20 protein-coding genes and 1 tRNA gene are annotated in these 21,485 nt (G+C 71.9%); 9 read left to right on the plus strand and 12 right to left on the minus strand.

The window, feature by feature from the left end; genetic code table 11:
- Nucleotides 1–2: 2 nt before the first annotated feature.
- Genes hisF through RGE_RS04250 form a run of 4 tightly spaced genes read left to right on the plus strand, consistent with a single transcriptional unit; the run spans nucleotide 3 to nucleotide 2,157 of the window.
- A complete protein-coding gene (hisF, locus tag RGE_RS04235) occupies nucleotides 3–782 on the plus strand; it encodes an imidazole glycerol phosphate synthase subunit HisF (protein ID WP_014427077.1) in 780 nt (259 codons plus the stop codon).
- The gene (gene rsmD, locus RGE_RS04240) at nucleotides 779–1,372 is read left to right on the plus strand and encodes a 16S rRNA (guanine(966)-N(2))-methyltransferase RsmD (RefSeq protein ID WP_014427078.1); all 594 of its coding nucleotides are present in this window, start codon (nucleotides 779–781) and stop codon (nucleotides 1,370–1,372) included. The genes hisF and rsmD overlap by 4 nt, the downstream gene beginning before the upstream one ends.
- 1 nt (nucleotide 1,373) lies before the next feature.
- Nucleotides 1,374–1,877, plus strand: coding sequence for a pantetheine-phosphate adenylyltransferase (coaD, locus tag RGE_RS04245; protein ID WP_014427079.1), 504 nt, complete (start codon nucleotides 1,374–1,376; stop codon nucleotides 1,875–1,877).
- Nucleotide 1,878: 1 nt separating this feature from the next.
- Nucleotides 1,879–2,157, plus strand: coding sequence for a YfhL family 4Fe-4S dicluster ferredoxin (locus RGE_RS04250; RefSeq protein ID WP_014427080.1), 279 nt, complete (start codon nucleotides 1,879–1,881; stop codon nucleotides 2,155–2,157).
- Here the strand turns inward: RGE_RS04250 and RGE_RS04255 are convergent.
- The 8 genes from RGE_RS04255 to RGE_RS04290 all read right to left on the minus strand — a co-directional run bounded on the left by RGE_RS04255 (nucleotide 2,126) and on the right by RGE_RS04290 (nucleotide 8,349).
- Nucleotides 2,126–2,485 carry a hypothetical protein gene (locus tag RGE_RS04255; protein ID WP_014427081.1) on the minus strand — a complete coding sequence of 120 codons (360 nt, stop codon included), beginning with the start codon at nucleotides 2,483–2,485 and terminating at the stop codon, nucleotides 2,126–2,128. The genes RGE_RS04250 and RGE_RS04255 overlap by 32 nt on opposite strands.
- 1 nt (nucleotide 2,486) lies before the next feature.
- Nucleotides 2,487–3,128 (minus strand): aminoacyl-tRNA hydrolase, encoded by a 642-nt coding sequence (gene pth / locus RGE_RS04260; protein WP_014427082.1) that lies wholly within the window; start codon nucleotides 3,126–3,128, stop codon nucleotides 2,487–2,489.
- Nucleotides 3,129–3,219: 91 nt separating this feature from the next.
- The gene (locus tag RGE_RS04265) at nucleotides 3,220–3,864 is read right to left on the minus strand and encodes a 50S ribosomal protein L25/general stress protein Ctc (protein WP_014427083.1); all 645 of its coding nucleotides are present in this window, start codon (nucleotides 3,862–3,864) and stop codon (nucleotides 3,220–3,222) included.
- A gap of 83 nt (nucleotides 3,865–3,947) precedes the next feature.
- Nucleotides 3,948–4,910 (minus strand): ribose-phosphate pyrophosphokinase, encoded by a 963-nt coding sequence (locus RGE_RS04270; RefSeq protein ID WP_014427084.1) that lies wholly within the window; start codon nucleotides 4,908–4,910, stop codon nucleotides 3,948–3,950.
- Between the two features lie 50 nt (nucleotides 4,911–4,960).
- A tRNA-Gln gene (locus RGE_RS04275) sits at nucleotides 4,961–5,037 on the minus strand.
- 37 nt (nucleotides 5,038–5,074) lie between these two features.
- Nucleotides 5,075–5,956 carry a 4-(cytidine 5'-diphospho)-2-C-methyl-D-erythritol kinase gene (gene ispE / locus RGE_RS04280; RefSeq protein ID WP_014427085.1) on the minus strand — a complete coding sequence of 294 codons (882 nt, stop codon included), beginning with the start codon at nucleotides 5,954–5,956 and terminating at the stop codon, nucleotides 5,075–5,077.
- A gap of 58 nt (nucleotides 5,957–6,014) precedes the next feature.
- On the minus strand, nucleotides 6,015–6,527 hold the full coding sequence (locus tag RGE_RS04285) for an outer membrane lipoprotein LolB (RefSeq protein WP_014427086.1): 513 nt from the start codon (nucleotides 6,525–6,527) through the stop codon (nucleotides 6,015–6,017).
- Nucleotides 6,528–6,537: 10 nt separating this feature from the next.
- On the minus strand, nucleotides 6,538–8,349 hold the full coding sequence (locus RGE_RS04290; RefSeq protein ID WP_232504987.1) for a tetratricopeptide repeat protein: 1,812 nt from the start codon (nucleotides 8,347–8,349) through the stop codon (nucleotides 6,538–6,540).
- A gap of 16 nt (nucleotides 8,350–8,365) precedes the next feature.
- Here RGE_RS04290 and mutM point away from each other — a divergent pair, with 16 nt between their 5' ends.
- The 3 genes from mutM (at nucleotide 8,366) to mutY (ending at nucleotide 12,292) form a co-directional block, all read left to right on the plus strand.
- A complete protein-coding gene (gene mutM / locus RGE_RS04295; protein ID WP_014427088.1) occupies nucleotides 8,366–9,190 on the plus strand; it encodes a bifunctional DNA-formamidopyrimidine glycosylase/DNA-(apurinic or apyrimidinic site) lyase in 825 nt (274 codons plus the stop codon).
- A gap of 73 nt (nucleotides 9,191–9,263) precedes the next feature.
- Complete coding sequence (locus RGE_RS04300) at nucleotides 9,264–11,219, plus strand: dynamin family protein (protein WP_043784663.1); 1,956 nt, start codon at nucleotides 9,264–9,266, stop codon at nucleotides 11,217–11,219.
- Nucleotides 11,219–12,292 (plus strand): A/G-specific adenine glycosylase, encoded by a 1,074-nt coding sequence (gene mutY / locus RGE_RS04305; RefSeq protein WP_014427090.1) that lies wholly within the window; start codon nucleotides 11,219–11,221, stop codon nucleotides 12,290–12,292. The genes RGE_RS04300 and mutY overlap by 1 nt, the downstream gene beginning before the upstream one ends.
- On the opposite strand, the gene RGE_RS04310 is transcribed toward mutY, so the two are convergent.
- From RGE_RS04310 to RGE_RS04325, 4 genes are all read right to left on the minus strand, one after another.
- A complete protein-coding gene (locus tag RGE_RS04310) occupies nucleotides 12,259–12,870 on the minus strand; it encodes an LON peptidase substrate-binding domain-containing protein (protein WP_014427091.1) in 612 nt (203 codons plus the stop codon). The two genes, mutY and RGE_RS04310, sit on opposite strands and share 34 nt — an antisense overlap.
- A complete protein-coding gene (rapZ, locus tag RGE_RS04315) occupies nucleotides 12,863–13,786 on the minus strand; it encodes an RNase adapter RapZ (protein WP_014427092.1) in 924 nt (307 codons plus the stop codon). The genes RGE_RS04310 and rapZ overlap by 8 nt, the downstream gene beginning before the upstream one ends.
- Nucleotides 13,783–15,441: a DNA repair protein RecN gene (recN, locus tag RGE_RS04320; protein WP_014427093.1), complete on the minus strand. Its 1,659-nt coding sequence runs from the start codon at nucleotides 15,439–15,441 to the stop codon at nucleotides 13,783–13,785. Before recN ends, rapZ begins: the two co-directional genes overlap by 4 nt.
- A gap of 132 nt (nucleotides 15,442–15,573) precedes the next feature.
- The gene (locus RGE_RS04325; protein ID WP_014427094.1) at nucleotides 15,574–16,449 is read right to left on the minus strand and encodes an NAD kinase; all 876 of its coding nucleotides are present in this window, start codon (nucleotides 16,447–16,449) and stop codon (nucleotides 15,574–15,576) included.
- Nucleotides 16,450–16,496: 47 nt separating this feature from the next.
- Here RGE_RS04325 and hrcA point away from each other — a divergent pair, with 47 nt between their 5' ends.
- Both hrcA and RGE_RS04335 read left to right on the plus strand, forming a co-directional pair.
- Nucleotides 16,497–17,522: a heat-inducible transcriptional repressor HrcA gene (gene hrcA / locus RGE_RS04330; RefSeq protein WP_014427095.1), complete on the plus strand. Its 1,026-nt coding sequence runs from the start codon at nucleotides 16,497–16,499 to the stop codon at nucleotides 17,520–17,522.
- 241 nt (nucleotides 17,523–17,763) lie between these two features.
- A complete protein-coding gene (locus RGE_RS04335; RefSeq protein WP_232504988.1) occupies nucleotides 17,764–21,468 on the plus strand; it encodes a response regulator in 3,705 nt (1,234 codons plus the stop codon).
- Nucleotides 21,469–21,485: the final 17 nt, after the last annotated feature.

Raw genomic sequence — 21,485 nt, forward strand, 5'->3', positions numbered from 1 at the left:
CCATGCTGGCCAAACGCATCATTCCCTGCCTGGACGTCACCGGCGGCCGGGTCGTCAAGGGCGTCAACTTCGTCGAACTGCGCGACGCGGGCGACCCGGTCGAGATCGCCGCGCGCTACAACGAGCAGGGCGCCGACGAGCTGACCTTCCTGGACATCACCGCGACCAGCGACGGCCGCGACCTGATCCTGCACATCATCGAGGCCGTGGCCTCGCAGGTCTTCATTCCGCTGACCGTCGGCGGCGGCGTGCGCACCGTCGAGGACGTGCGCCGGCTGCTCAACGCCGGGGCCGACAAGGTGAGTTTCAACTCGGCGGCGGTCGCCAACCCGCAGGTGATACGCGACGCGTCCGAGAAGTACGGCGCGCAGTGCATCGTCGTCGCGATCGACGCCAAGCGCCGCCAGGGCGAGGACCTGGCCGCGCGCGGCCCGGGCTGGGACGTCTACACCCACGGCGGGCGCAAGAACGTCGGTCTGGACGCCGTCGAATGGGCGCGCCGCATGGCCGAACACGGCGCCGGCGAGATCCTCTTGACCAGCATGGACCGCGACGGCACGAAAAGCGGCTTCGACCTGGAACTGACGCGTGCCGTCAGCGACGCGGTGCCGGTGCCGGTGATCGCCTCGGGCGGCGTCGGCACGCTGGAGCATCTGTCCGAAGGCATCCGCCTGGGCGGCGCCGACGCGGTGCTGGCCGCCAGCATCTTCCACTACGGCGAGTTCACCGTCGCCCAGGCCAAGGCGCTGATGGCGCGCGACGGCATCCCGGTCCGCCCGTGAAGCCGCCGCAGCGCGGCCGCCCGAACGAGGTGCGGCTGATCGGCGGCGCCTGGAAGCGCAGCAAGCTGCCGGTGCCCGACCGGCCCGGCCTGCGGCCGACGCCCGACCGTGTGCGCGAGACGCTGTTCAACTGGCTGGGCCAGGACCTCAGCGGCTGGCGCGTGCTCGACGCTTTCGCCGGCAGCGGCGCGCTCGGTTTCGAGGCCGCGTCGCGTGGTGCCGCGCAGGTGCTGCTGCTGGAGCAGGACGCGCAGCTCGTCGCCGGCTTCAAGGCCCATGCGCAACGGCTGGGCGCCACCGGCCTGGAGGCGCGCCGCGCCGACGCGATGGCCTGGATGGCCGCGGCCGCGCCCGAGGCCTGGGAACTGGTGCTGCTGGACCCGCCGTTCGCCGCCGGGCTGGCGCTGCCGGCCGCGCGGGCGGCGGCGCGCCTGGTGGTGCCGGGCGGTTTCGTCTACGTCGAGAGCGGCGAGGCGCTGGCCGAACCGCCGCCCGGGCTGGAGCTCTGGCGCGAAGGCCGCGCCGGCGCGGTGCACTACCAGCTGCTGCGCCGCGGCTACACTGCGCCGGTTTCCGTTACAGGACCCTGACGTGACCACCGTCAACCCGCTTGCCGCGGTCTATCCCGGCACCTTCGACCCGATGACGCTGGGCCACGAAGACCTGATGCGCCGCGGTTCGCGCCTGTTCGACCGGCTGATCCTGGCGGTGGCCGCCGGGCACCACAAGCGCACGATGTTCACGATCGAGGAGCGCCTGTCGATGGCGCGCGAGATCGCCGCGCCCTACGGCAACGTCGAGGTCGTCGCCTTCCGCGGCCTGTTGCGCGACTTCGTCGTCGCGAACGGCGCCAAGGTCATCGTGCGCGGGCTGCGCGCGGTCAGCGACTTCGAGTATGAGTTCCAGATGGCCGGCATGAACCGCCAGCTGATGCCCGACGTCGAGACGGTGTTCATGACGCCCTCGGACCAGTACCAGTTCGTCAGTGCGACCTTCATCCGCGAGATTGCCACCCTCGGCGGCGATGTCTCCAAGTTCGTGGCACCTTCGGTGCTCCAACGTCTGCAGGAGCGGGTCAACCAGCCCAGCACGTGACATGGCTTTGTGGATCACCGACGAGTGCATCAACTGCGACGTCTGCGAGCCCGAGTGCCCGAACCAGGCGATTTCGATGGGCGAGGAGCACTACGAGATCAACCCGGGCCGCTGCACCGAGTGCGTCGGTCATTTCGACGAGCCGCAGTGCGTGCAGGTCTGCCCGGTCGAGTGCATCCCGGTGAACCCGGCGCATGTCGAGACACGCGAGCAGCTGCAGCGCAAGTACGAGGCGCTGCAGGCCGGCCTCAGTCCGGCCGCTTCTTCTTCGCTTTCTTAGGCTTGGCCTTCGGCGTCTTCTTGAGCACGCTCTTGACGGCCGGCTTCTCCGGTTCGACGAAGCCGGCGGGCGCGGCGGCCGCCTCGCGTTCGCGCGCCTGACGCTCGGCACGCAGCTGGTCCGCGTGGGCGCGCTCCCGGCGGGCCACCTCGCGGGCCGCGGCCGTGTCTTCGGCGCTCGGCGTGTCCTCGCGCACCACGAGCGCCTGGCCGTCGTCGCAAGGGCGGTCCTGCAGCACGCGCCCGTCGGGCCCGCAGCGCCAGATGCGCTGCGCGTCGGCCGCGCTGCTGGCCAGCACGAGGATGGCGAAGGCGAGCGCGGCGCGCATGTCAGTCGTCCGTCGGCGCGTCCGGCGCCGGCGGCGCTTCGGGGCGCGGCGGCTTGGGTGGCTTGGGACGCGGCGGCTTGGCGTGGATCTTCTGCAGCGCGCGGTCCATCTCGCCGGCGAGCATCAGGTCCGAGGCGGCGAGCGACTGCTCGATGGCCTTGTCGATGGCCTCGCGGTGGTCGGGCGAGGGCTTCTTCAGCACCCAGTTGACGACCTCGGCGCGCACGCCGGGGTGGCCGATGCCCAGGCGCAGGCGCCAGAAGTCCAGCGTGCCGAGCTGGGTGTGGATGTCTTTCAGCCCGTTGTGGCCGGCGGCGCTGCCGCCGAGCTTGATCTTGGCCTCTCCGGGCTGCAGGTCGAGCTCGTCGTGCACGACGAGGATCTCGTTCGGCGCGATCTTGAAGAATCGCGCCAGCGTCGCGACCGAGAACCCGGAGCGGTTCATGTAGGTCATCGGCTCGAGCAGCCAGACCGGGCCGTTGGGCGTGTTCACGCGCGCAGCCAGCGCCTGGTAGCCACGCTCGGGCACGAGGCGTGCGCCGAGCTTGTCGGCCAGCGCCTCCAGCCACCAGAAGCCCGCGTTGTGGCGCGTGGCCTCGTACTCAGGGCCCGGGTTGCCCAGGCCGACGAACAAACGAATCATGGTCGAGGATTATCCGGAGGCCGGAAACGACAAGGCCCCACCGAGGTGGGGCCCCAAACAGTGTGCGAAGCCGGCATGGCCGGCCGCGACATCACTTCTTGTTCTGCTTCTCGTCCTTCTTGCCCTTGCCCTTCTTGTCGGCAGGCGCGGCAACCGGCGTCGCGATGACTTCTTCTTCTTCCTTCGGCGTCGCGACGGAGACGATCGCCGGGTTCATCGTGCCGTGGCGCACGGCCTTGATGCCGGCCGGCAGCTTCAGGTCGCTCAGGTGCAGGCTCTGGTTCTTCACCAGGCCCGACAGGTCGATCGTCACGAACTCGGGCAGCTGGGAAGCCAGGCACTCGATCTCGATTTCGTTGGCGACGTGGCTGACCAGGCACTTGTCGGTCTTCACCGCCGGCGAGTTCTCTTCGCCTTCGAAGTGCAGCGGCACCTTCTTGCGCAGCTTGGTCGTTTCGTCGACGCGCTGGAAGTCCACGTGCATGACGATCGGCTTCCACGCGTGCATCTGGAAGTCGCGCAGCAGAACCTTCTCGACCTTGCCGGCCAGTTCCATCTCGAGGATCGACGAGTGGAAGGCTTCCTTCTTCAGCGCGAAGAAGAGGGCGTTGTGATCGAGCTCGATCATCTTGGGCTCGCCGGCACCGTAGACGATGCCCGGAACCTTGGCGGCGTTGCGCAGGCGGCGGCTCGCTCCGGTCCCCTGGACGCTACGCTCGAAAGCGGTGAATTTCATGTGGACTCCACAGTTAGAGAAAAGGGGCCCGCGACCAGGCCCCCAACACGGAAAGGGCTCCCGAAGGGAGCCCGCTCTTCCATTCAGAAATTGTTGTTCTGCTCGGCGAAGAGCGAGGTCACCGACTCGCCGTCGCTGATGCGGCGGATCGTCTCGGCGAACAGGAAGGCGACGCTCAACTGGCGGATCTTCGGGCAGGTCTTGGCTTCCGCGCTCATCGGGATCGTGTTCGTGATCACGACCTCGTCGATGTGCGAATTGCGGATGCGCTCGACGGCCGGGCCGGAGAACACCGGGTGTGTGCAATAGGCGTAGACGCTCTTGGCGCCGCGTTCCTTCAGCACCTCGGCCGCCTTCACCAGCGTGCCGGCGGTGTCGATCATGTCGTCCATGATCACGCAGTTGCGGCCGTCGATCTCGCCGATGATGTGCATCACCTCGGAGACGTTGGCGGCCGGGCGACGCTTGTCGATGATCGCCAGGTCGCAGCCGAGTTGCTTGGCCAGGGCGCGGGCGCGCACGACGCCGCCGACGTCCGGCGAGACGACGACCAGGTCCTTGTAGGCCTTGCTCTTCAGGTCCGACAGCAGCACCGGGCTGGCGTAGATGTTGTCGACCGGGATGTCGAAGAAGCCCTGGATCTGGTCGGCGTGCAGATCCATCGTCAGCAGGCGCTCGACGCCCACCGTCTCGAGCAGGTTGGCGACGACCTTGGCGCTGATCGGCACCCGCGTGCTGCGCGGGCGGCGGTCCTGGCGGGCGTAGCCGAAGTACGGGATCACAGCAGTGATGCGGCGAGCGCTGGCGCGCTTCAACGCATCGACCATGATCAGGAACTCCATCAGGTTCTCGTTGGTCGGGCTGCAGGTCGGCTGCACGACGAAGACGTCGCGGGCACGCACGTTCTGCCGGATCTCGACCGTGACCTCGCCGTCGGAGAAGCGACCCACCGAAGCCCGCCCGAGCTCGACGCTCAGATGCGTGGCAATTTCCTGCGCCAGCACCGGGTTCGCGTTGCCGGTGAAGAGCACGGTATTGAACAGCACGATGGGATCTCCGGGAGCGCTGACGGCGAAGGTGCCGTCAGAGAGAATTTTGGCAGGGGAGGAAGGACTCGAACCCTCGCATGTCGGAATCAAAATCCGATGCCTTAACCAACTTGGCGACTCCCCTACACAGGACCCGGCTAGGCCGCGCCCTTGAAACTGTCTTAGTCACGAGCCCAGCCGACCAGCGGATGATGCTCCAGACTGCGGCACATTCGTCCGACCCAACCTTCCGGAAGCTCGGCTTCCGAAAATGTCGCCAGGGGTCGATCGCCCGTGCCTGCTCTCGAGAAGACTGCGCTGCCTGAGCCCGTCATGCGGCTGTTGCCGTAACGTCGCTCGAGGAAACGCAGGGCTTGCGCCACATCGTTGCATCGGTCCTGCGCGGGGGGCTGCATGTCGTTGCAACCGTATCCTGCACTGAATTCCGCGACAACTTTGTCCTCTGCGGGAGAGCCCAAGACTATAGCAGATGTATCCCGTTTGAGAAGGGGGTGTTCGAAGATTTCTTTCGTGGACAGCCCTTCGGCGGGTTTCACGACCGCGTACCACTGGCGCGGCAGCACGATCGGCGTGAGCTTTTCGCCGATGCCTTCGACGAAGGCGTTGCGGCCGCCGACGAAGAAGGGCACGTCGGCGCCCAGCGTCGCGCCCAGCGCCAGCAGGCGCTCGCGCGGCCAGTCCAGGCCCCACAGGCGGTTCAGCGCCAGCAGCACGGTGGCGGCGTCGGAGCTGCCGCCGCCCATGCCGGCGCCGGACGGCAACTGCTTGGCGATCGAGATGTCGACGCCCAGCGCCGTGCCGCTGGCGGTCTGCAGCGCCCGCGCAGCGCGCAGGCAGAGGTCGTCGGGCGGCAACGCGGTGCCGAGGTCGTGGCGGGCGATGCGGCCGTCGTCGCGGCGCTCGAAGTGCAGCGTGTCGGCCCAGTCGATCAGCACGAACGGCGACTGCAGCAGGTGATAGCCGTCGGCGCGGCGGCCGACGATGTGCAGGAACAGGTTCAGCTTGGCCGGGGCCGGGACGTCGAGCAGCGATCGCAAGGTCATGGGCCGCGACTCTAAGCCGTCGCCTGCCCCGGCGCGCTTGCGCGGCGCCAAGCGCTCGTCAGCCCGGAGCTTCCAGCCGCACGCGCACCATCACCGGCGGCGGCGCGGCGCGCGAGGCCTCGACCCAGCCGTCGGCGCGGCGCGCGAGGTCGATCGTCCAGCCGAGCTGCTCGAAGCCGCGCGCCGTCGGCTGCGACGGCGCGCCGGGCCAGGGGCGGCCGGCCAGCCAGTCGGGCAGGGCGGCCAGCGGCATCGCCTCGCCGAGCGCTTCGCGCGAGAGTTCGTCGAGGCCGCCGTAGCGCGTGCTGCCGTCGGAGGTCGTCAGCACCGCCTCGCCCGGCGCCCAGCGCGCCGTGGCGACGATGCTGCCCAGCGGCGAGGTCAGGCGCAGTTCGCCGCGCTCGCCGTCGCCCTGCAGCTCGAAGCCGCTGGCCATGCGCCGCAGCGGCGCGTCGGCCGGGCGCACCTCGACCGAGAGCTTGCCGCTGATCCAGCTGCCGGCCTCGTGCGGCACGCTGGCGCAGCCGGCCAGCGCCAGCAAGGCCGCGGCGGCGAAGAGGCGCCGCTTCATGCCGCGGCGCTCACAGCCGCACCTTCAGGCGCTTGAGCGTCTCGACCAGCACCTCGTTGCGGGCGTCGCGCCCGCGGGCCTCGGCCCAGACGCGGCGCGCCTCGTCCTGCCGTCCTTCGGCCCACAGCACCTCGCCCAGGTGGGCGGCGATCTCGGCGTCGGGGCGCGAGGCGTAGGCGCGCTGCAGCAGCTCCAGCGCCTTCGCACGGTTGCCGAGGCGGAACTCGACCCAGCCCAGGCTGTCGGTGATGAACGGGTCGTTCGGCGCGAGTTCGAGCGCCCGTGCGATCAGATCGCGCGCCTCGCCCAGGCGTTCGCCGCGATCGGCGAGCGAATAGCCCAGCGCGTTGTAGGCGTGCGCGTTGTCGGGCTTGAGCTCGATGACACGGCGCAGCAGGCGTTCCATCTCGTCGGCGCGGCCCAGCTTGTCGGCCATCATCGACTGCTCGTACAGCAGCTCCGGATCGTCGGGCGAGGTCTTCAGCGCCTTGGCCATGACGTCGTAGGCGTCCTGCCAGCGCTGGGCTTCGCGCAGTATCGCGGCCTCGGCGTCGAGCTTGGCGCGCGCGTCCTGCGGGCTGCGCTCGGGCGCCGCCTGCAGCAGCTTGCGCGCCTCGTCGATGCGGCCCTGGCGGGCGAGCATCGACGCGCGCCGGGCCTGCACTTCCAGCGCCCGTTGCGGGTCGTCGATCTTCGCGAGCCAGCGCTCGGCCGCGGCGTAGTCGCCGCGCTGGTCGGCCGAGGCGGCGAGCATCAGCCAGGCCTGCACGCGGCCCTGCGTCGGCGTCGAGGCGTCGTCGTCGCCCGTACTGGCGCTGTCGTCGGCCTTCGTGTCCGCGGCGCCCTCGGTCAGCGCCAGATAGCGCTGCAGCGCAGCTTCGCCCTGCGCCGGCTGCTTCAGGTCCAGGTACAGCGCGCCCAGCGTCAGGTAGGGCGGCGCGAGCTCGGGCTTGCGCCGGGTGACCGTCTCCAGCTGGTGCAGCGCGTCCGGGTAGCGCTGCAGCGTCATCAGCGCGCGGGCGTACAGCAGCATCAGCGCCGGTTCGGCGTCGGGCCGGGCGACGTACTCGCGCACGATGGGTTCGGCTTCGCTGCGCGTGGGCAGCAGCTCCAGCGCCAGCAGCACCGGCGGCTCGGCGGCCGGGTCGGCGGCGTGCGCCTGTTGCGCCAGGCCGAGCGCACGTTCGCCGTCGCCTGCCGCCGCCCAGCTGCGGCCGATCGCCACCTGGGCCGCGACACGGTGCGCCGGCTGCTCGAGATAGGGCTTGAGCACCTCCTCGACGAGGCGGGCGCTGTGCGCCGGGTCGGCAGGGCGTTGCAGGAAACGCGGCACCGCGGCGATCAGGCCGCTGCGTTCGGCCGGCGTGGCCAGCAGCAGCAGGGCGCGCAGCGGCTCGGCGGCCTGGTCCAGGCGGTTCATCGCCGAGAGGATCTGCAGCTCGGTGCGCAGCGCCTCCTGCGAGGTCGGCAGCGCACTGCGCCAGGCGCGTGTGGCGGTCAGCGCTTCTTCGCCGGCCCGCGCCTGCAGCGCGATCTCGACCGCGCGGCGGAACAGCGTCTCGTCGCGGCTGCGGCGCGCGGCGTCGAGGATCACCTGGTACGCGGCGCCGGGCTGGCCTTCGCGTGCTTCGATCTCGCCGATCAGCAGCTGGTAGAAGAGCGGCGCGTCGAGCAGCGAGTTGCGTACCGCCGCCGGCGGCGACGAGGCCGGTGCGGCCGGCGGCGCGGCGGCGTCCTGGGCCCAGGCGGAAACGGTGGCGAGCGCCAGCGCGGCGGCCAGCGGACGGAGGCCGCGGCGGGCGGCAGGGGAACGGACGGGCATCTCGACATAATGCCGCATGCCCGAATTGCCCGAAGTCGAGGTCACGCGCAGGGGCATAGACGAACCGCTGCGCGGCGCCCAGGTGCTGGCCGTGCGCCTGGGCAAGGCGCTGCGCTGGGGACTGGGCGTCGAGCCCGAAACCCTGATCGGCGCCCGCCTGCTGCCCGTGCAGCGGCGTGGCAAATACCTCTGGCTGCCGCTGCTCGGCGGCTGCGGCGGCGGGCTGCTGCTGCACCTGGGCATGTCGGGATCGCTCGCGCTGCAGGCCGAAGCGCCGCCGCCCGGGCCGCACGACCACTTCGACCTCGTCACGTCGCAAGGCACGTTGCGGCTGACCGACCCGCGGCGCTTCGGTGCCGTCGTCTGGTCGCCGTCGACCGTCGACCCGCCGGCGGCGAAGCTGCTGGCCGCGCTGGGCGCCGAGCCCTTCGACGACTCGCTGACGCCGGCCGCCTTCCACGCCGCGCTGCAGCGCCACCGTGCGCCGATCAAGGCGATGCTGCTGTCGGGCCGCATCGTCGTCGGTGCCGGCAACATCTACGCCTGCGAGGCGCTGCACGCCGCCGGCATCCACCCGGCGACACCCTGCCGGCGCATCGGCCCGGTGCGCGCCGCGCGCCTGCTGCAGGCGCTGCGCGAGACGCTGGCGCAGGCGATCGAGCTCGGCGGTTCGACGCTGCGCGACTTCCGCGACGCGCACGGCATGGACGGTGCGTTCCAGCAGCACGCGCGGGTCTATGGCCGCGCCGGCGAAGCCTGCCCGCGCTGCGGCGCGCCGGTGCGCCGCATCGTGCAGGCGCAACGCGCCACCTACTTCTGCGCCGGCTGCCAGCGGCCCTGATCGAGACGGATTGCGCAGCGGCGCCGTGGCGCGCCGCGGCGGCCGCAGGCGCTGCGCTAGCATCGGCCGGCCGATGAAGAGTTCCCTCGTCTCGACGCTCGAAACGCTCGCCGCCTGGCGCCACGACGTGGATCGCCGCGTCGGCGCGCTGGCGCGTTTCCTCGCCGACCACGAACTGGCCGACGCCCCCCAGGCCGAGCGCCTGGCCTCGCTGCGCGAACGCCTGGCCTCCGAACGCATCGTGCTGGCCTTCGTCGCCGAGTTCTCGCGCGGCAAGTCCGAGCTGATCAACGCGATCTTCTTCGCCGCCACCGGCCGGCGCGTGATGCCGGCGACACCCGGCCGCACGACGATGTGCCCGGTCGAGCTGTTCCACGACCCGGCGCTGCCGCCGCGGCTGTCGCTGCTGCCGATCGAAACCCGCCTGGCCGGCCAGTCGCTGGGCGAACTTCGCCGCCGCGACGAGGCCTGGCAGGTCCTGCCGCTGGACCCGCAGGACCCCGAGGCGCTGGCGCAGACGCTGGCCGCCGTCACGCGCACGCGCCGCGTGCCGGTCGGCGAGGCGCGTGCGCTGGGTTTCTGGCACGACGAGCGCCCCGAAGACAACCCGCCGGTGCTGGCCGACGGCCAGGTCGAGGTGCCGGCCTGGCGCCACGCGCTGATCAACTTCCCGCACGAGTTGCTGTCGCGCGGTCTGGTCGTCGTCGACACGCCGGGGCTCAACGCGATCGGCGCCGAGCCCGAGCTGACGCTGTCGCTGCTGCCTTCGGCGCACGCCTGCGTCTTCGTGCTCGCGGCCGACGCCGGCGTCACGCGGTCCGACCTCGCGATCTGGCGCGAGCACCTGGGCGGCGACGCGCTGGAGCGTTTCGTCGTGCTGAACAAGATCGACACGCTGGCCGACCCGCTGGCCGCGCCGGCCGTCGTCGCGGCGCAGATCGAGCACCAGCGCGACGCCAGCGCCGCGGCGCTGGGCATCACGCGTTCGCGAGTATTCCCGCTGTCGGCGCGCGAGGCGCTGGCCGCGCGTGTGTCCGGCGACGATGCGGCGCTGCAAGCCAGCCGCCTGCCGCTGCTGGAGGCGGCGTTGACCGCCGAGCTGATCCCACGCCAGCACGAGGTGCTGGCCCAGGCCACCGCCGGCAGCGCGCAGCAGATGCGCAGCGCCGCCGCGCGCCGCCTGGCCGACCGCCGCCGCCAGCTGGCCGAGCAGTTGCTCGAGCTGCGTGGCCTGCGCGGCAAGAGCGCCGCCAAGGTGCGGCTGATGCTCGAGCGCGTGGAAGCCGAGTCGGCCGAGTTCGACGGCTGCGTCAAGCGCCTGGCCGCGCTGCGCCTGGTGCAGTCGCGCCAGCTGACGGCGGTGCAGGAGCGCCTGGGCAGCGACGCGCTGCGCACCGAGGTCGCGGCGATGCTGTCGGCCATCGGCGGCCGGCCTTTCGCCGGCGGCGCACGCGAAGCCTTCGCGACGCTGTTCAAGCGCCTGCGTGCGGCGCTGTCCGAAGCCAGCGTGCGCAGCGACGAGATGCGCCGCATGCTGGATTCCAGCTTCGTGCAGCTCAACGCCGAACACGGTTTTGCCTTCGCGCTGCAGCCGCCGCCGCCGCTGAACGTGCACGTCGACGAGCTCGACGCGCTGGAGCAGACCTACGGCCGCCACCTCGGGCTGGCGCAAGCCTGGCGGCTGGCGCTGCCCGGCGCCACCGAGCAGCTGCGCCGCGTGCTGCTGGCGGCGCTGCGCACGGTGTTCGAACGCGCGGTGCACGACGTCGAAGGCTGGAGCCGCTCGCAGTCGGCGCAGGTCGACGAGCAGCTGCGCGAACGCCGCCGTGCCTTCCGCCGCCGCCGCGAGGCGCTGGAGCGCATCCAGTCCGCCGCCGGCGAGTTGGAAGGGCGCATCGCCGAGGTCGAGCAGCAGGACCAGCACCTGCTGGCGCTTCAGGTCGGGCTGGACCGTCTGGTCGACGAACTCGTGGCCAGCGCGCGCGAAGCCGTCACCGCCGCCGCGCCACGTGCGCTAGACGCCGCCTGATGCCGGCCGCCGGCATCGCCGCGCGCGTCGTGCGCTGGCAGCGCGAACACGGCCGCCACACGCTGCCGTGGCAGAACACGCGCGACCCGTACCGCATCTGGCTGTCCGAGGTGATGCTGCAGCAGACCCAGGTGGCGACGGTGCTGGGCTACTACGAGCGTTTCCTGCAGCGCTTCCCCGACGTCGCGGCGCTCGCCGCCGCGCCGCTGGACGAGGTGCTGGCGCTGTGGAGCGGGCTGGGCTACTACAGCCGCGCGCGCAACCTGCACCGCTGCGCGCAGGCCGTCGTCGCCGAGCACGGCGGGCGTTTCCCGCCCGACGCCGCGACGCTGGCGACGCTGCCCGGCATCGGCCGCTCGACGGCGGCGGCGATCGCCGCCTTCGCCTACGGCGAGCGCGCCGCGATCCTGGACGGCAACGTCAAGCGTGTGCTGACACGCGCGATCGGTTTCGCCGGCGACCTGGCGCGCCCGGCCGAGGAGCGGGCACTGTGGCGCGAAGCCGAGGCGCTGCTGCCGGAAGAAGGCATCGAGCGCTACACCCAGGGCCTGATGGACCTGGGCGCGACCGTCTGCCTGGCGCGCCGGCCGCAATGCCTGCTGTGCCCGCTGGCCGAGGTCTGCGTCGCGCGTATCGAAGGCACGCCCGAAAGCTACCCGGTGAAGACACGCACGCTGCGCCGCGGCCGGCGTCGCCACGCGCTGCTGTGGCTGCGGCGCGCCGACTCGGTCTGGCTGGTGCAGCGCCCCGATACCGGCGTCTGGGCGGGGCTCTGGAGCCTGCCCGAGTACGAATCGGCCGAGGCGCTGCAGGCGCTGGTCGCCGGCTGGCCGGGGCAGGGCGCCTGGCTGGACCCGTTCGTGCACGTGCTGACGCACCTGGACTGGACGCTGGAGCCGCTGCGCTGGACGCTGCCGCCGGCGCTGGCCGCCGAGCCGGGCGCCGTCGAAGCCGCCTTGCCGGCCGGTCGCTGGTTCACGCGCGCCGAGGCGCTGGCCGCCGGGCTGCCGGCGCCGGTGCGGCGCCTGCTGGAGGCGGATCAGCCGATGACGATGGACTTGTCGCGCAGGTAGCCGTCGACGATCGACAGCCGGATCACCGGGTCTTCGAGTTCCATCAGCTTCTGCTTGGCCGCCAGCGGCACCGGCAGCAGCTCGCACCAGCGGTTGGCCACCCAGCCGGCATCGTCGAAGCGGTAGGGCTCGGCAAACGGCTGGTGGCCTTGTTCGTCGAGTTTGTGGATCGCCTCCTGCAGCGCCTGCACCGTCGGCTGCATCGCTTCGCCGGGCGCACGCAGCGCGTCGGCGGCGATCTCCTCGACCTCGCAGGTCCACAGCCCGTCGGCCTGCTGCTCGGGTGTGGCCGCAAGACGGAAACGTTCCAGCCCGGTGCCGCGCACGCGCAGCAGCCCGGGGCCGTCGGCGTCGACTTCGTCGAGCCTCACGGTGACGCCGACCCGTTCGAGCTTGACGCCCTGCGCCGCGGTGCCGGTCTCGCGCCCCTGCTGCAGGCAGACGATGCCGAAGCCCGTGCCTTCGCGCAGGCAGCGCGCGACGAGGTCCAGATACCGCGCCTCGAAGACCTTCAGGCCCACCAGCCCGTCGGGGAAGAGCACGGCCCGCAGCGGGAACAGCGGCAGCGGTTCAGCCACGGGCGTCCAGTTCGCGGTGGCGGATCAGCGTCGCCTGACGGGCTTCGAAACGCTGCGCCAGCCACTCGACGCCGTAGACCGAGCGGTGCTGGCCGCCGGTGCAGCCCAGCGCCACCGTCAGGTAGCTGCGCTGGTTGTCCTCGAACGCCGGCAGCCAGCGGTCGATGAAGGCCGCGATCTGCTCCAGCATCTCGCCGACGTCGTTCTGCGCGCGCAGGTAGGCGGCCACCGGCTCGTCGCGGCCGGTCAGCGCGCGCAGCTCGCGCACGTAGTACGGGTTGGGCAGCGCGCGCATGTCGAAGACGTAGTCGGCGTCCAGCGGCACGCCCTGCTTGAAGGCGAAGCTCTCGAAGACCAGCGTCAGCGCCGATTCGCGGGCGCCGGCCAGGCCGCGCACCCAGGCGCGCAGCACGCCGGGGCGCAGCTGGCTGGTGTCGATGACGGTGGACTTCTCGCGCAGCTCGGCGAGCAGCTCGCGTTCGAGCTCGATCGCCTCGACCAGCGCACGTGCGGCGTCACCGCCGGCCGGCACCGAGGACAGCGGGTGCGGGCGGCGCGTCTCGGAGAAACGCCGCACCAGCGCGTCGGTGCTGGCGTCCAGGAACAGCGAGCGCACCTTCAGCCCTTCGGCGCGCAACTCGTCGATCAGCGGCAGCAGCAGCGGCAGCGAGCCGACGGTGCGCACGTCGACCGCGACGGCGACGCGCCGCGTCCAGCGTTCGTGCTCCAGGCGCACGAACTCGCGCAACAGCTCCGGCGGCAGGTTGTCGACGCAGAAGTAGCCGGCGTCTTCGAGCGCGTGCAGCGCGATCGACTTGCCCGAGCCCGAGATCCCGGTGACGAGCACGATCTCGTTGCCGTTGCCGTCGGGCAGCGGTGCCCATTCGCTGGGCGGGGGGTCGACGAAACCGCTCATCTGAGGTTCCCCGCGAGCATCGCCTCGGCATGCGCGCGGCTGGTGCTGGTGAGACGTTCGCCGCCGAGCATGCGCGCGACCTCGGCGACACGGGCCTCGCCGGCGACGGGGCGCACCTCGCTGACCGTGGCCTTGCCCTGCAGCGCCTTGGCGACGACGAAATGGTGGTCGGCGCAGGCCGCGACCTGCGCCAGATGGGTGACGGCCAGCACCTGCGTCGTGCCGCCGAGCTGCTTCATCAGCCGGCCGACGCTGTCGGCCACGGCGCCGCCGACGCCGGCGTCGATCTCGTCGAAGATCAGCGTCTGCGCGCCGTCGCCGGGTGCGTTGGCGGCCGTGGTGACGGCGATCGCCAGCGCCAGGCGCGACAGCTCGCCGCCCGAGGCGATCTTGGCGATCGCACGCGGCGTGCTGCCGGCGTGGCCGGCGACGCGCAGCTCGACGCTTTCCAGCCCGTAGGCCTGCGGCTCGTCCTGCGCCACCAGCGCGACCTCGAAACGCCCGCCGGCCATGCCCAGTTGCTGCATCGCCTGCGTCACCGCGTCGGCGAGCTTGGGCGCCGCCTTGGCGCGGGCGCGGCTGATCTTCTTCGCCTCGTCGCGCCAGGCGCGTTCGGCCGCGGTGGCGGCGCGTTCCAGGCCGTCGAGGTCGGCCGCGGCGTCCAGCGCCGCGAGTTCGGCCTTCCAGCCGGCCAGCAGCGCCGGCAGCTCGGGCGGCTGGCGCCGGTAACGCCGCGCCAGCGAGACCCAGGCGCCCAGGCGGGCGTCGAGATCGGCCAGGCGTTCGGGGTCGGGCTCGCTGCGCGACAGGTAGGCGCCCAGCGTGTGCGTGGCGTCTTCCAGCTGCGCCTGGGCGCCGCGCAGCACCTCGACGACCGAAGCCAGCTCGGCGTCGTAGCGCTGCACTTCCTCCAGCGCGTCGATGGCGCGGGAGATCAGGGCGTCGGCCGAGGGTTCGCCTTCGGCGGTGGCGTCGAGCGCGGTGCGTGCGCCGTCGAGCAGGGCCTGGCCGTGCGCCAGGCGCTGGTGTTCGGCGTTCAGCTCGTCCCACTCGTGTTCGCCGGGCGCGAGCTTGTCGAGTTCGCCGATCTGCCAGGCCAGGCGTTCGCGTTCACGCTCCAGCGTGTCGCGCTGCGCGCGGGCGGCGTCCAGCGCGGCCAGCGCCTGGCGCCAGGCGGCCCAGCGAGCGGCCATCGCCCGGGTGTCGGCGCCGGCCTGGGCGTCGAGCAGCGCGCGCACCGCGGCCGGGCGCGTCAGGCTCTGCCAGGCGTGCTGGCCGTGGATGTCGACGAGGTGGTCGGCGGCCTCGCGCAGCTGGGTGACGGTGGCCGGGCTGCCGTTGATCCACGCCCGGCTCTTGCCCTGGGCGTCGATCGTGCGGCGCAGCAGCAGCGCCGGCTCGGCGGCGAAGCCGGCTTCGTCCAGCCAGGCGGCCAGCGAGGGCGGGGCGTCGAATTCGGCGGCGACCTCGGCGCGTGGCGCGCCTTCGCGCACCAGCGTGGCGTCGCCACGCGCGCCCAGCGCCAGTTGCAGCGCGTCGATCAGGATGGACTTGCCGGCACCGGTCTCGCCGGTGAGCACGCTGAAGCCGGTGTCCAGCTCGATCTCCAGGCGTTCGACGATGACGACGTCGCGAAGAGAAAGTCGGCGGAGCATGTCAGTCGGTCAGGTTGCCAAGCAACAAGGCGGCGTCAGGACTTCGGCGTCTCAAGCTGCCGCCGTGGACCGGCTTCGCCGGGCCACTGGCGGCGCCCCCTAGGGGGAGGCGCCGAAGGCGCTTCGGGGGGGTCATACAACGCCTTCGTACCAGCGGAGTTTTCTGCGCAGCGTCGCGTAATAGCTCCAGCCGCGCGGATGAAGAAAACGCACCTTGTAGGCCGAGCGCCGCACCTGCACGCAGTCGCCGTGCGCCAGGCTGGCCAGGCTGTGCATGTCGAAGTGCGCCGAGGCGTCGCGGCCGGCGACCAGCGTAATGCGGATCGTCGCGCTGTCGGGCAGCACGATCGGCCGGTTCGACAGCGTGTGCGAGGCGATCGGCGCGAACACCAGCCCGGCGATGCCGGGGTGCAGGATGGGCCCGCCGGCCGACAGCGCGTAAGCCGTGGAGCCGGTGGGCGTGGCGATGATCAGGCCGTCGCAGCGCAGGTTGGCGACGAAGTCGTCGTCGACGTCCACGCGCAGCTCGACCATGCTGGCCGTGACGCCGCGCGCCACCACCACGTCGTTGAGCGACAGCGCCTCGTGGATCGGCAGGCCGTTGCGGAAGACCTGGCCCTCCAGCATCGAGCGGTGCTCTTCCTCGTAGTCGCCGGCGATCATCGTCGCCAGCGCTTCCTTGTACTGGCCCACCGGCACGTCGGTGATGAAGCCGAGCCGGCCCTGGTTGATGCCGACCAGCGGCAGGTTGTGGCGCGAGAACTCGCGCGCGATGCCGAGCATCGTGCCGTCACCGCCGACGACGACGGCGAAGTCGCAGCATTCGCCCAGCGCCTGCGCGTCGTGGGCGCCGAACTCGGTGATGCCGGTGGCTTCGGCGGTCTCGCGCTCGAAATACACCTCCACGCCCTGTTCCCGCAGGAAACGGGCAACCTCCAGCAGCACCGGGGCGATGCCCTGTGCCTGGTACTTTCCGACGATCGCGGCGTGGCGGAACGGGGCCGGCATGCGGCGCATTACACCATAGCGAAATGCGCTCTCTACAATCCGAAACCATGCTCGACGACCGCGCCAAGACGCTGCTGAAAGCCCTCGTGGAGCGCTACATCGCCGACGGCCAGCCGGTGGGGTCGCGCACGCTCTCGCGTGCCTCGGGCCTGGACCTGTCGCCGGCGACGATCCGCAACGTGATGGCCGACCTGGAAGAGCTCGGCCTCATCGCCAGCCCGCACACCAGCGCCGGCCGGATCCCGACGGCGCGCGGCTACCGGCTGTTCGTCGACACGATGCTCACCGCGCGCCCGATCGACCTGCAGACCGTCGCGCCCGAGCTGGCCGCGGCGCGCGAGCAGCTGCATCCCGACCAGCCGCAGCGTGTCATCGCCCAGGCGGCCTCGCTGCTGTCCAACCTGTCGAGCTTTGTCGGCGTCGTCAGCGCGCCGCGCAAGGCCGGGCTGATCCACCACATCGAGTTCCTGCGCCTGGGCGAACGCCGGGTGCTGGTGATCCTCGTCGCGCCCGACGGCGACGTGCAGAACCGCGTCATCTTCACCGCACGCGACTACACCCAGACCGAGCTGATCGAGGCCACCAACTTCCTCAACGCGCACTACACCGGGCTGGCGATCGAGGAGGTGCGCGAGCGCCTGAAGCACGAGGTCGACGCGCTGCGCGGCGAGATCGCGCAGCTGATGCAGGCCGCGGTGCAGGCCGGCGAGGAACTGGCCGACCGCAGCGAGAACGTCGTCGTCTCCGGCGAGCACAACCTGCTGGGCGTTCAGGACCTGGGCCACGACATGGCCGGGCTGCGCCGGCTGTTCGACGTCTTCGAGCAGAAGACCGAGCTGATGCGGCTGCTGGACGTCAGCAGCCGCGCCGAGGGCGTGCGCATCTACATCGGCGGCGAGAGCCAGGTCGTGCCGTTCGAGGAACTCTCGGTCGTCACCGCCCCTTATGAAGTGGACGGGCGTATCGTCGGCACGCTGGGCGTCATCGGCCCGACGCGCATGGCTTACGACCGCATGATCCGCATCGTCGACATCACGGCCCGGTTGGTCGGCAACGCCTTGTCCTCCCGTTGAGGGGCGGGCGCCCTGTGGGGCGAGGGTGTGAGGGATTGCCGGTGCGACATTGAGAAATGTCAGATAGCTTCGGGCCAGCCCGGTACACGCTGTAACACTGTGCCCGGTATAAGCGGCACCAGGAGGGCTCGGCGTCAGAGGCCCGGCCATCCAAACCTCCGGCAACGATTCCGCGCACGAGACGCAGGCCGGGGCGAATCAAGTGGGGCGCAAGCACCGGCGCCTTGCCTCGGGAGCGTCGTTGTCCGGATTCGTCGGGCGCTTTTGGGACCCTACACCGCGCCGGCCGTGCCGTAGTGCCGCCGCCGCGTTCGTCGCGCGGGTCCTGATCCTGCTGCTGGCCGCCTCGGCGCCGCTGGCCGGGTGGGCGTCCACCCAGCCGCCCGCGGCGGGCCGCGTGCTGCGCGTCGTCAGCGACGAGAACTACCCGCCGTTCCTGTTCCGCGACGTCGATGGCAACGTCCAGGGTTACCTCGTCGACTACTGGAAGCTCTGGGAACGCCGCACCGGCGTGCGCGTCGAGCTGATCGCCACCGGCTGGGTCGAAGCCCAGCGGCGCGTGCAGAGCGGCGAGGCCGACGTCATCGACCTGATCTACCGCACGCCGCCGCGCGAGGCGCTCTACGACTTCTCCGAGCCCTACGCCGAGCTCCCGGTCAACATCTACAGCCACGTCGGCATCAGCGGCGTCACCAATCCGGCGACGCTGAAAGGCATGCCCGTCGGCGTGCAACAGGGCGACGCCTGCGTCGACAAGCTGCACGAGTACGGCATCGACACGCAGGTCACCTACCGCAACTACGACGCGCTGATCTCCGGCGCCAAACGCGCCGAGGTGCGCCTGTTCTGCCTGGACCAGGCGCCTGCCAACTTCTACCTCTACAAGTTCGGTGCCGAACGCGAGTTCAGGCGCGCCTTCCAGCTCTACACCGGGCATTTCCACCGCGCCGTGCGCAAGGGCGACAGCGCGACGCTGGAACTGGTGCGCCGCGGCGTCGCCGCCATCGACCCGGCGGAAGACGAGGCGCTGCGCCAGGCCTGGTTCGGCGCGCCGCTGCGCGGCCCGTCCTACGCCGACGAGCTGTGGTGGATCGCCCCGGCGGTGCTGGCGCTGGGCGCGGCGCTGCTGCTGTGGAACGTCGCGCTGCGCCGACGTGTCGCCGGCCGCACCGCCGAGCTGCAGGACGCGCTGAGCGAGCTGCGCAAGGCTCACGAGGTCGCCGAAGGGGTGCGCGCCAACCTGTCGGCGACGCTGTCGGCCATCCCCGACCTGCTGTTCGAGTTCGACGCCCACGGGCGTTACCTGGACATCTATTCCGGCGCCAGTTCGCGGCTGCTGTACCGCCACTCCGACGAGGTCATCGGCCGCCGTGTCGACGAGGTGCTGCCGCCGGTGGCCGCGCACATCGTGCTGGAGTCGATCGCCGCGGCGCTGCGCGACGGTGCCGACTACGGCCGCACGATGGAGCTGGACATCGACGGCCGGCAGCACTGGTTCGAGCTGTCGACGACGCGCAAGGACGCCGGCCACGTGCTGACGCTGTCGCGCGACATCAGCCGCCGCCGCGCCGCCGAGGAGGCGCTGCTGCGCGCCCGCGAGCGCGAGGTCATCGTCGAGCGCGACCGCCGCCTGCGCGCGCTGAGCGACGCCGCGCCGGTGCCGATGCTCTATCTGCGCGGCGAGGTCGTCGAGTCGGCCAACCTCGCCTTCCGCGAACTCTTCGGCGTCGACGAGAACGACCTGGACGGCTTCGACGCCTGGTGGCGCCTGGTCTGCCCCGACGAGACGGCGCGCGCGGCGATGCAGGGCGCTTGGCGCGAGGCCGTGGAACGCGCCGCCGCCGAAGGCGGCCGGGTGCGCGAGATGGAGATCCGCGCCACCGCGCGCGGCGGCATCGGCCTGGTGCTGCTCGTCGGCGGGCAGCTGCTGGGCGACGGCATGGTCGTCACGATGGCCGACATCACGCCGCTCAAGCGCGCCCAGGAGCTGGCCGAGGCCGCCAGCGCCGCCAAGAGCAACTTCCTGGCGACGATGAGCCACGAGATCCGCACGCCGATGAACGCCATCATCGGCATGACGGCGCTGGCGCTGAACACCGACCTCAACCCGCGCCAGCGCGACTACCTGCACAAGATCCAGACCGCCGGGCGCAGTCTGCTGGCGACGATCAACGACATCCTCGACTTCTCCAAGATCGAAGCCGGCAAGCTGGAGATCGAGCGCCGCGAGTTCGAGCTCGAGGAGGTGCTCGGCGAGGTCTGCGACCAGCTCGCCGCGCGCGCCGCGGCCAAGGGGCTGGAGTTCGTCGTCGACCTGGGCACCGAGGTGCCGCGCCGCCTGATCGGCGACCCGCTGCGCCTGGGCCAGGTGCTGCTCAACCTGTGCGGCAACGCGGTCAAGTTCACCGAACAGGGCGGCGTCTGCGTGCGCCTGCACGTGCAGCGCCAGACCGAGGACTGCGTGATGCTGCGCTGCGCGGTGCAGGACAGCGGCATCGGCCTGGACGCCGAGCAGCGCTCGCGCCTGTTCCAGAGCTTCCAGCAGGCCGACAGCTCGATCACGCGGCGCTACGGCGGCACCGGGCTGGGGCTGGTCATCGCCAAGCGCCTGGTCGAGCTGCAGGGCGGCGAGATCGGCGTCGACAGCGAGCCGGGCGCCGGCTCGACCTTCTGGTTCACCGCCCACCTGGGCGTGGTCGCCGGGCGCGGCGCGCGCACCTGGGGCGACGCCGCGCTGCGCGGCCGCCAGGCGCTGGTGGCCGACGCGCATCCGCGGGCGCGCGAGGTGATGGTGTCGATGCTGCGCGGCTTCGGGCTGCAGGTCACGCTGGCCGAGGACTGGGCGGCCTGCGCACGGCTGCTGCGCGAGGCCGACGCTGCGGGCCGGGGGGTCGACGTCGCGGTGCTCGAGTGCCAGCTCGCCACGGCCGGGGGTGCCACGCCGGCGACGGCACTGGAGGCGCTGGCGCTGCAGCACCCGCCGCGGCTCGTCGCCGTCGCCGGGCCCAACGTCGTCGCCGAGGACGAGGACAGCGCCGAGCGCGCGGTGCTGCACCAGCCGGTGACGCCGTCGCGGCTGCTGGACACGCTGATGCGACTGCTCGTCGACCCGACCAGCTGGCGCCCTGCCTCGGCGGCGGCACCGGCCGCCGACGGCGGCCCGGCGGCGCTGCGCGGGCGGCGCGTGCTGCTGGCCGAGGACAACGACCTCAACCAGCAGGTCGCCGTCGAGCTGCTGAGCGAACTGGGGCTGGAGGTCGACGTCGCCGAGAACGGCCTCGTCGCTGTCGAGAAGGTGCGCAGCACGCACTACGACCTGGTGCTGATGGACATGCAGATGCCCGAGATGGACGGGCTGAGCGCCACGCGCGCGATCCGCGCGCTGCCGGGCGCGGCGCGGCTGCCGATCGTCGCGATGACCGCCAACGCGATGCAGGGCGACGTGCAGCGCTGCCTGAACGCCGGCATGGACGACCACATCGCCAAGCCGATCGACCCCAACCGCCTGGCCACGCAGCTGCTGGCTTGCCTGGTGCGCCGCCCCCCGGCCGCGCTGCCGGCGCCGCCGCCGGCACCGGCGTCGGCCGACCAAGGCGTGCTCGACATCGAGACCGGCCTGCGCCTGGCCGGCGGCCGCCGCGGCCTGTACGACCGCCTGCTGCGCCGCTTCGCCGAAGGCCGCGACAACACGGCCGGCCGCATCGCCGACGCCCTGGCCTCGGGCGACCTGGCGGCCGCACGCCTGGCCGCGCACACGCTCAAGGGCGGCGCGGCGCAGATCGGCGCCGCCGCCGTCAGCGCGCTGGCCGCGGCGCTGGAACAGTCGTTGCGCGAAGGCGCCGCCCCCGAGCGCCTGCAGGCCCAGCAGGCCGATCTGGCCGTGGCGCTGGCCGCGCTGGACGACGCCGTGCGCGCGGCACTGCCCCCGGCCGACGAGGCCTCCTAGAATCGCCGTCTTCCTGC

The sequence above is a fragment of the Rubrivivax gelatinosus IL144 genome, from assembly GCF_000284255.1.
In the GTDB taxonomy this organism is placed as follows: domain Bacteria; phylum Pseudomonadota; class Gammaproteobacteria; order Burkholderiales; family Burkholderiaceae_C; genus Rubrivivax; species Rubrivivax gelatinosus_A.